Origin of the sequence: Parazoarcus communis SWub3 = DSM 12120, from assembly GCF_003226565.1 — a bacterium.
Classification (GTDB): domain Bacteria; phylum Pseudomonadota; class Gammaproteobacteria; order Burkholderiales; family Rhodocyclaceae; genus Parazoarcus; species Parazoarcus communis.
Map to the genome: position 1 here is coordinate 38,189 of NZ_QKOE01000025.1, position 7,906 is coordinate 46,094.

At 60.8% G+C, this 7,906-nt stretch carries 7 protein-coding genes; 2 read left to right on the plus strand and 5 right to left on the minus strand.

The genetic code is table 11. The features are described 5' to 3' along the window. Nucleotides 1–25: 25 nt before the first annotated feature. The 3 genes from ligK to DNK49_RS20850 are packed head-to-tail and all read right to left on the minus strand — an operon-like array spanning nt 26 to nt 2,852. On the minus strand, nt 26–721 hold the full coding sequence (ligK, locus tag DNK49_RS20840; RefSeq protein ID WP_110529400.1) for a 4-carboxy-4-hydroxy-2-oxoadipate aldolase/oxaloacetate decarboxylase: 696 nt from the start codon (nt 719–721) through the stop codon (nt 26–28). An 11-nt stretch (nt 722–732) separates the two neighbouring features. Further along, nucleotides 733–1,758 carry an amidohydrolase family protein gene (locus DNK49_RS20845; protein ID WP_110529404.1) on the minus strand — a complete coding sequence of 342 codons (1,026 nt, stop codon included), beginning with the start codon at nt 1,756–1,758 and terminating at the stop codon, nt 733–735. Next, a complete protein-coding gene (locus tag DNK49_RS20850) occupies nt 1,755–2,852 on the minus strand; it encodes a 4-oxalomesaconate tautomerase (protein ID WP_110529409.1) in 1,098 nt (365 codons plus the stop codon). The genes DNK49_RS20845 and DNK49_RS20850 overlap by 4 nt, the downstream gene beginning before the upstream one ends. A gap of 118 nt (nt 2,853–2,970) precedes the next feature. Between DNK49_RS20850 and DNK49_RS20855 the strand changes: the two genes are divergently transcribed. After that, a complete protein-coding gene (locus DNK49_RS20855; protein WP_110529412.1) occupies nt 2,971–3,867 on the plus strand; it encodes a LysR substrate-binding domain-containing protein in 897 nt (298 codons plus the stop codon). 227 nt (nt 3,868–4,094) lie between these two features. Then, on the plus strand, nt 4,095–5,741 hold the full coding sequence (locus DNK49_RS20860; RefSeq protein ID WP_110529415.1) for a methyl-accepting chemotaxis protein: 1,647 nt from the start codon (nt 4,095–4,097) through the stop codon (nt 5,739–5,741). Between the two features lie 120 nt (nt 5,742–5,861). Here the strand turns inward: DNK49_RS20860 and DNK49_RS20865 are convergent, their stop codons facing one another. Together DNK49_RS20865 and DNK49_RS20870 are read right to left on the minus strand one after the other, a co-directional pair. After that, nucleotides 5,862–6,974 (minus strand): GTP cyclohydrolase II, encoded by a 1,113-nt coding sequence (locus tag DNK49_RS20865; RefSeq protein WP_110529418.1) that lies wholly within the window; start codon nt 6,972–6,974, stop codon nt 5,862–5,864. 204 nt (nt 6,975–7,178) lie between these two features. Further along, complete coding sequence (locus tag DNK49_RS20870) at nt 7,179–7,670, minus strand: ribonuclease HI family protein (protein ID WP_110529421.1); 492 nt, start codon at nt 7,668–7,670, stop codon at nt 7,179–7,181. Between the last annotated feature and the right edge of the window lie 236 nt (nt 7,671–7,906).

Here is a 7,906-nt window from a genome sequence, read left to right on the forward strand (position 1 = left end):
TGCGGGGACCGGGGCGTCGAGGTGATCAGTCGATGTACTTCAGCCCGGCCTTCTCGAGGCCTTCACGCATCTTGTACAGGTCCAGGCCGAGCACGCCGGCGGCAAACTTCTCGCGCTTCTCGCCTTCGAACGATTCGCGCTTTTCGGCCGCATCGGCAACCTGCCGGGCAAGCGCGGCAGGTACCACCACCACGCCGTCAACATCCGCAATCACCACATCGCCCGGATTGACCAGCGCACCGGCACACACCACCGGCACGTTGACCGAACCCAGCGTGGCCTTGATCGTGCCCTTGGCATGGATGGCCTTGGCAAACACCGGAAAACCCATCTTCTCCAGATCGGCCACATCCCTGACTCCACCGTCGATGATCAGGCCACGCGCACCACGGGCCTGGAAAGAGGTGGCAAGCAGATCGCCAAAAAAGCCGTCGGCATTGTCGGTGGTACATGCGGCTACCGCGACATCGCCCTCCTGCAACTGCTCGGCAGCCACATGCATCATCCAGTTGTCGCCCGGTTGCAGCAGGATGGTGACGGCGGTGCCACACATCCTGGCGCCGTTGTACACCGGACGCATATAGGGCTTCATCAGGCCGACACGGCCCATGGCTTCGTGGATGGTGGCCACGCCAAAACGTGACAGCTTGTCGACAGCGGCCTTGTCGGCGCGGACGATATTGCGCTTGACAACGCCGAGCTGGTTCAATGCCTGGGTCATTCGTACTCTCCTTACAGGCCCTTGGCCTTGAGTGCGGCATCCAGACGCGGATAGACGCGACGGGCGTTGCCTTCGTAGATGGCGTAGCGGTCTTCGGCACTGATCGCCGCCGCTTCGATGTAGCGCTTGGTATCGTCGAAGTAGTGACCGGTTTCCGGGTCGATACCACGTACCGCGCCGATCATTTCAGAGGCGAACAGCACGTTCTCGACCGGAATCACCTTGGTCAGCAGGTCAATACCCGGCTGGTGATACACACAGGTATCGAAGAAGATGTTGTTGAGCAGGTGCTCGGTCAGCAAGGGCTTCTTCAGCTCCTGCGCCAGACCGCGGAAGCGGCCCCAGTGATACGGCACCGCGCCGCCACCGTGCGGGATGACGAACTTCAGCGTCGGGAAGTCCTTGAACAGATCGGAGGTCAGGCACTGCATGAAGGCCGTGGTATCGGCATTCAGGTAGTGCGCACCCGTGGTATGGAAGCAGCCGTTGCAGCTGGTGCTGACGTGCACCATGGCCGGAATGTCGTACTCGACCATCTTTTCGTAAATCGGGTACCACTGACGGTCGGACAGCGGCGGGCTGGTCCAGTGGCCACCGGACGGATCGGGATTCAGGTTGATGCCGACAAAACCATACTCCTTGACGCATTTTTCCAGTTCGGGAATGCAGGTCGCAGGATCGACGCCCGGCGACTGCGGCAGCATGGCCGCACCGATGAAGTTGTCCGGAAACAGTTCGGAGACGCGGTAGCACAATTCATTGCAGATCGCGGCCCAGGTCGAGCTGATGTTGAAGTCGCCAATGTGGTGCGCCATGAAGCTGGCACGGGGCGAGAAGATGGTCAGGTCCGAACCGCGCTCCTTCATCAGGCGCAACTGGTTCTTCTCGATGGTTTCGCGCAGCTCGTCATCGGAGATCTTGAGCTCCGAAACCTTGGGCATGACCGAGGGATCCTTGATGCCGGCGATCTGTCTGGCGCGCCATTCTTCAAGGGCCTTGGGCGCGGTGGTGTAATGACCGTGGCAATCGATGATCATGCTTTGTCTCCTTGTGTGTTCCAGGTGGATGCGGGCACCATGACTTCGCCACGCATGATGAGGCGGGCAGTACGCAACAGCGCCGCACGAGTGACGTTCTGCGGATTGGCCGGGTCGAGCTCCAGCTCGACCGAAAACTCTCCGGTGGGGTGTTCGACCGATACCGTCCGGGCCTGCCCGTCCGCCACCACGGCGATGCCGTCGGTGACTGCGCCCTTGAGCACACAGGCCGTCCCCACGGTCACCGCCGCCAGCACGCCGATGGCGTCGTGACAGACATGCGGGATGAAACTGCGGGTGCTCAGGCTGCCGCCGTCACGGGGCGGTGCAATCAGCGTCATCTTGGGGTAGTTCTTTGGCGTCACGTCGCCCAGCCCCATGGCGTGACCGCAGGCGATGCGCAGGCGCTCGATACATGCCTTGAGCTCGGTGTCGGCATTGAGTTCGGCCACGCTTTCGTAACCCGTACGTCCGACATCGGCTGCCTTGAAGATGACCAGCGGCATGCCATTGTCGATGCAGGTAACCTCGATGCCGTCGATGATGTCGCGGACATTTCCGGTCGGCAGCAGGCCGGAACAGACCGAACCGGCCGTGTCCAGAAAATTGATCTTGATCGGTGCCGAAGTGCCCGGCACGCCGTCAATGCGCGCGTCGCCCTCGTAACTCACCTGCCCGCCCGGCGTCTGCACGGTGATGTCGCACTGCATATCGGTGTTGAGGGTGAGGACGCGAAAGGTGGAGACCTCGCCCTGCGCCCTCACCATGCCGGTTTCCAGCGCAAAAGGTACGACAGCGGCCAGCATGTTGCCGCAGTTTGGGGTGGTATCCACCGTATCCTTTTCCGGCTGCAGTTGCGCGAACAGGAAATCCAGATCGCAGCCCGGCGTGGTGCTCGGGCGTACGATGCCGACCTTGCTGGTCAATGGATTGGCACCGCCCAGCCCGTCGATCTGACGGCGGTCGGGCGACCCCATCACGGCAAGCAGGACACGATCGCGGGTCGGGATGTCCGCCGGCAGGTCGCATTCACGGAAGAACGGACCGCGCGAAGTGCCGCCGCGCATGAACAAGGTAGGAATGGCTTTTTGCATGAAGTCAATTATGGTCAGCCCCCACGCCCTGTGACAGATCGACTACGCACTAACAGCTATTGCAGTTTGCGATAACATTGAACGAGATATTCCCCGGCTTACTAGATAGATCAAACCCATGGACCTGAAACAACTCGAATACTTCGTGCGTGTTGCCGAGATGGGCAGCTTTACCCGCGCCTCGATCGCGCTGGATATCGCACAGCCTGCGCTCAGCCGCCAGATTCGTCTGCTGGAAGTCGAGTTGAGGCAGAACCTGCTGATCCGCAATGGCCGCGGTGTGACGACGACTGAAGCAGGCAAGCTGTTGCTGGAGCACGCGCGCGGCGTACTGCACCAGATCGAGCGCGCGAAGGAAGAGCTCTCGCGCATTCGCGGTGCGCTGTCGGGCCGTGTTGCCGTCGGCTTGCCACCCAGCTTGTCAAAGGTGCTGACGGTGCCCTTGGCGCGCGAATTCCGCGAGCGTCTGCCTGAAGCCACGCTGTCGATCAGCGAGGGGCTTTCGCTGACCATGCAGGAATCCTTGATCAACGGCCGCCTGGACATCGCGCTGCTGTACAACGCCCCCCCCTCACCCGAAATCGACACCCTGCCGATCATCGAGGAGGATCTCTTCCTGGTCGAACGCCTGCATCCGAAGAGCAACCTCGGGCCAATCGACCTGCGCGAACTGGCAGGTCTGCCACTGGTGATCCCCGGACGGCCGCACTCGATCCGGATGCTGGTCGAAGCCGAACTGGCCAGCCTGGGCTTTCACCCGCGCGCAGTGCTGGAGGTGGACGGCATCACCGGCATCCTCGACCTGGTCGCCGATGGCGTGGGCTGCGCGGTGCTATCGATGAATGCGGTCACCACCTCGGGCAAGGCCGGCATGCTCAACGCGCGCGCCATTGTCGAGCCACGCCTGCGCAGCCGTCTCGCCCTCGCGGTCAGCGCCAGGCGTCCAGCGACTGGAACGCAGCAGTCGATGCTGGAGCTGCTGCAATCCTTGTGCGGACGGCTGCTCAAGCCCTGAAGCAGATCAAGTCCTGACGCACATCAAATGCTGGTGTTCATCGGTTGATGCGGTTCATCGCGTGCAGGTGGCGTGACTCCGACTCGTCCCCTCTTCAGCAAGCACTCACCCAACCCGCTTCAAGATTTCCAGTCATGTGCCGTTAGTAGACGCAGCTGACTTTTCGAATTATCGTTCAATAAGTAACACTCAAAATAAAACGGCGCCACAAGCGCCAGAGGAGACCCATGAGAACAGCGTCCACACCCGCATCCGGCGGCAGCCTCGCCGTACGCACCCTGCTATACGCCGCCATTGCCCTGCAGATCTGCTTGGCACTCTTTCTTGGCCTGCTTGGCGTCAAAGGCATGTATTCCACCTTGAACGGGTTGGACGCGATGTACAACCATCGCGTCATTCCGCTACGCGACCTCAAGGTCATCTCCGACGAATACGCGGTGTCCGTGGTCAACGCCACCCAGAAAGTCCGCGACGGGACGCTGACGCCGGAAGACGGCGCCGCCGCAATGGAGAACGCCCGCCGCCTGATCGACGAAAAATGGCAGGCCTACAGCAAGGGTTCGCTGTCGACCACCGAACAGACCTTGGTGGAAACCGCCACACCGCTGATGGCCAAGGGCAATGAGATGGTCGATCTGATGATCGAACGCCTCAAGCTGGGCGCACTGAGCGAGATTCACGCGATTGCCGAGAGATCGCTATACCCCACCATCGACCCGATCGCGAACGTCATTCGCGAACTGATCGAACTGCAACTGGAACAAACCCGTCAGGACTACGATGCGGAACAAGCCAGCTTTCAGCAGGCGGTCGCCATCATGCTGGCACTGATCCTGGTTGGCGGCCTGGCATCGGGCATCGGCGGCTTTGTCTTTGCGCGCAACTTCCTGATGCGCCCGCTGGACGACGCCCGGCGGTTTGCCGACGACATCGCTTCAGGCAACCTCGGCACCCACATTCAGATCCGCCGCGACGACGAGATCGGCAAACTGACCGGCTCCCTGCTGAAGATGCAGGCAGAGTTGCGCAACATGGTGCAGCTGATTCAAGGTAACGCAGAACAGATGGCATCGGCCAGCGAAGCACTCGCAAACAGCACCGGCGCCATCTCGTCGGCCACCATCCAGCAATCCGAGGCCGCTGAGTCCATCGCCAGCGCCATCGAGCAGATGACAGTCTCGATCAGCCACGTATCGAATTTCACCGAAGATGCCCGCGTGATTGCGGGCGAATCCGGAGAAGCTTCGCAACGTGGCGCCGGCGTGATTCACCGCGTCGTCAGTGACATCGAGCGTATTGCCCAATCGGTCAATCAGTCTTCTGCGGCGATTCGCTCACTCGGCCAGCACAGCAAGGAGATTGCCTCGGTCGTGACCGTGATCAAGGAGGTTGCCGACCAAACCAACCTGCTGGCCCTGAACGCCGCAATCGAGGCCGCCCGTGCCGGAGAGCAAGGCCGTGGCTTTGCCGTCGTTGCCGACGAGGTGCGCAAGCTGGCCGAACGGACCTCGGCATCGACCGAGGACATCGGCCGTATTGTCGGCCTGATCACCACCGGTACCGACTCGGCGGTCAGGGCCATGGATGAGCAGGTCCGTAGCGTTCAGAGCAGTGTGACGCTGGCGGCCGAAGCGGGTGAAGCCATCTCCCGCATCAATGCGGCCTCCCAGAAAGTGGTCGCCACCGTCACCGAAGTGTCCTCCGCGTTGAACGAGCAATCCGCGACCAGCAGCGAAATCGCCCGTGGCATCGCCGACATCGCCGACATGAGCGGTCGCAACAGCGAATCTGCCCGCGCGGTGGACAGTTCGACACGCCAGCTCGCGCAGTTGTCCGGGCAGCTACGCGAAACGGTCAGGCGCTTCCGTCTGTAGGCGACGACTGGGTAGCAAAGACGCATCGGGGGTGGGCTACGCAGTGCTGCCGCATAGCCCACCCCCGATACCCTGATCCTACTGCCACTGCGGCCAGCGAGGCTACCGCACGCACCGTTCTCAGCGCTTGACCGGCGTCGCCAGCAACTCTTCAAGCATGTGGCCGTGACGATCCGCCTTGGTCCTCAGATAGTGCTGGTTGTTGTCATTGAGCTGGCCGAACAGGGCACGACGACTGCTGACATCAATGCCGGCGTCACACAGGGCACGCACTTTTTCGGGATTATTGGTCAGCAACTCGACTCTCTGGATGCCAAGTGCGTCGAGCATGCGGTGTGCAACTCTGTAATCCCGCTCGTCCTTGCCGAAACCGATCACCTCGTCGGCATCGATCGTATCCAGTCCCTGATCCTGCAGGCGGTAAGCACGCAGCTTGTTGGCCAGTCCGATGCCCCTGCCTTCCTGGGCCAGGTAAAGCACGATACCGCCACCCAGCGCGTGAATGGCCGATAGGCTGTTACGCAATTGCGCGCCGCAGTCGCAGCGTTCGCTACCGAACAGATCGCCGGTCAGGCAGGCAGAATGCACCCGAAGTGGCACCGCCTCGGGCCAGGCATTACGCTCTCCAAGCAGCACCGCAACATGCTCACGAATGCCATCCTCCTCCCGGAACAGCACAAACTGGGCGTCACCCAGCCCGGCAAGCGGCACGCGTGCATCACTGACCATGGTCAGCTGACCCGCACTGTCCTGGCACAAGGCCAGCGCCGCAGCGGAATCCACTTTTAGGACGTCTCCCGCCAAACGAACAGCCTCTACCGCGGCACCTTGCGTCGCCTCAACCTTGAACACCAACGCGGCTGGAATAAGCTGCGCTCTACGCATCAACTGCAGGGCTGCAGACTCCGCCACGGAAGGCATCCTCAAGGCTGGCGGCGGATCTGCCGCCAGCGCCTCCGCCCGAGCCAATGCAAACCTGATGACCTGTGCAGCCTGCACATCCTCTGCCAAGGGCAGACAGGCGCAATCACCATCCACGGTCATTCCCAGGCTTGCAAGCCGGTGACTCGACAAAACCAGCACCGGGCAAGCGCCCGCTAATGCAACCGCCTCCGCAATCCGTTCGCTGACCAGACCTTCAACTGGCAGCACCAGCGTATCTCCGTCCTCACTGCCAAGAAGCACCGGCAAACCACGACGCAAATCAAAAATGGCGCGCTCTGCTTGGCGCATGAATCAGTCTCCATTGGGGTTACAGCCGGCGGTCTGTTTCGTGGCCACGCAAGCGCATGCCCCCGCAGCGACCACCGGTAACGCGCGACTGCGACGAGTCGTGCGTGTTTTCCCGACTCGCACGGACACGAGCGAAAAAACTAAAGGTATGAACTATAACAATGGGACTGTGGATGAGGCCAGCAGGAACCGATAAATCCGCAATCAACGTCTCTTTCGATCGCGTTTTCCAGGGTGAGGGGCAGGCTTTGGGGGCAGGCCCAAAGCGCGCCTGGACAGTGCATCAGCCTCACGATTTCGATATCGGGGCACCCAGCATAGTTTCACCCACTTGAACCGACTCATCATCTGCTGAACACGCTCGACGAGCAGATTCAAATGCAGCACTGCTGTCCGCTCAGAACCATCGCAGTGACGTACAACGAAGTCGCTGTCGGAATGGAGCAGCAAGCGCTCAACCCCATTTTCTTCAGCTTTTTCTAACACACTCTGGCAGGCGAGCAGCTCAGCCACATTGTTGCACCCGGCTCCCAACGCCCGCTCACTAAACGTGAGGATATTCCCCTCAGGAGAAACAAGGACAAGTCCCAAACCGATCTTTCCAGGATTTGGCCAGGCACAACCATCAAACGAACCCAGCCACAGTTGCTGTGACGTCTCTCCCGTACCGGTTTGAACTTCACTTTCTGCTTTCAAGGAAAACTATCTCATTTTCGTCATCTAACAGAGCATCTGCTGCGCTCGTCACGTCCCCCTGCTGCATCAGATCGGAGTCGGCTTTCCGGGGAAATTGCGTGAAGTGGGAGTAGACGTAAAACACCCCAGTCTGCGTTTGGGCGAACTGGGGTGTTTTGAATGGGTTAAGTCTGACGATGACCTACTTTCACGAGAGCGGATCTCACTATCATCGGCGCGTACCTGTTTCACGGTCC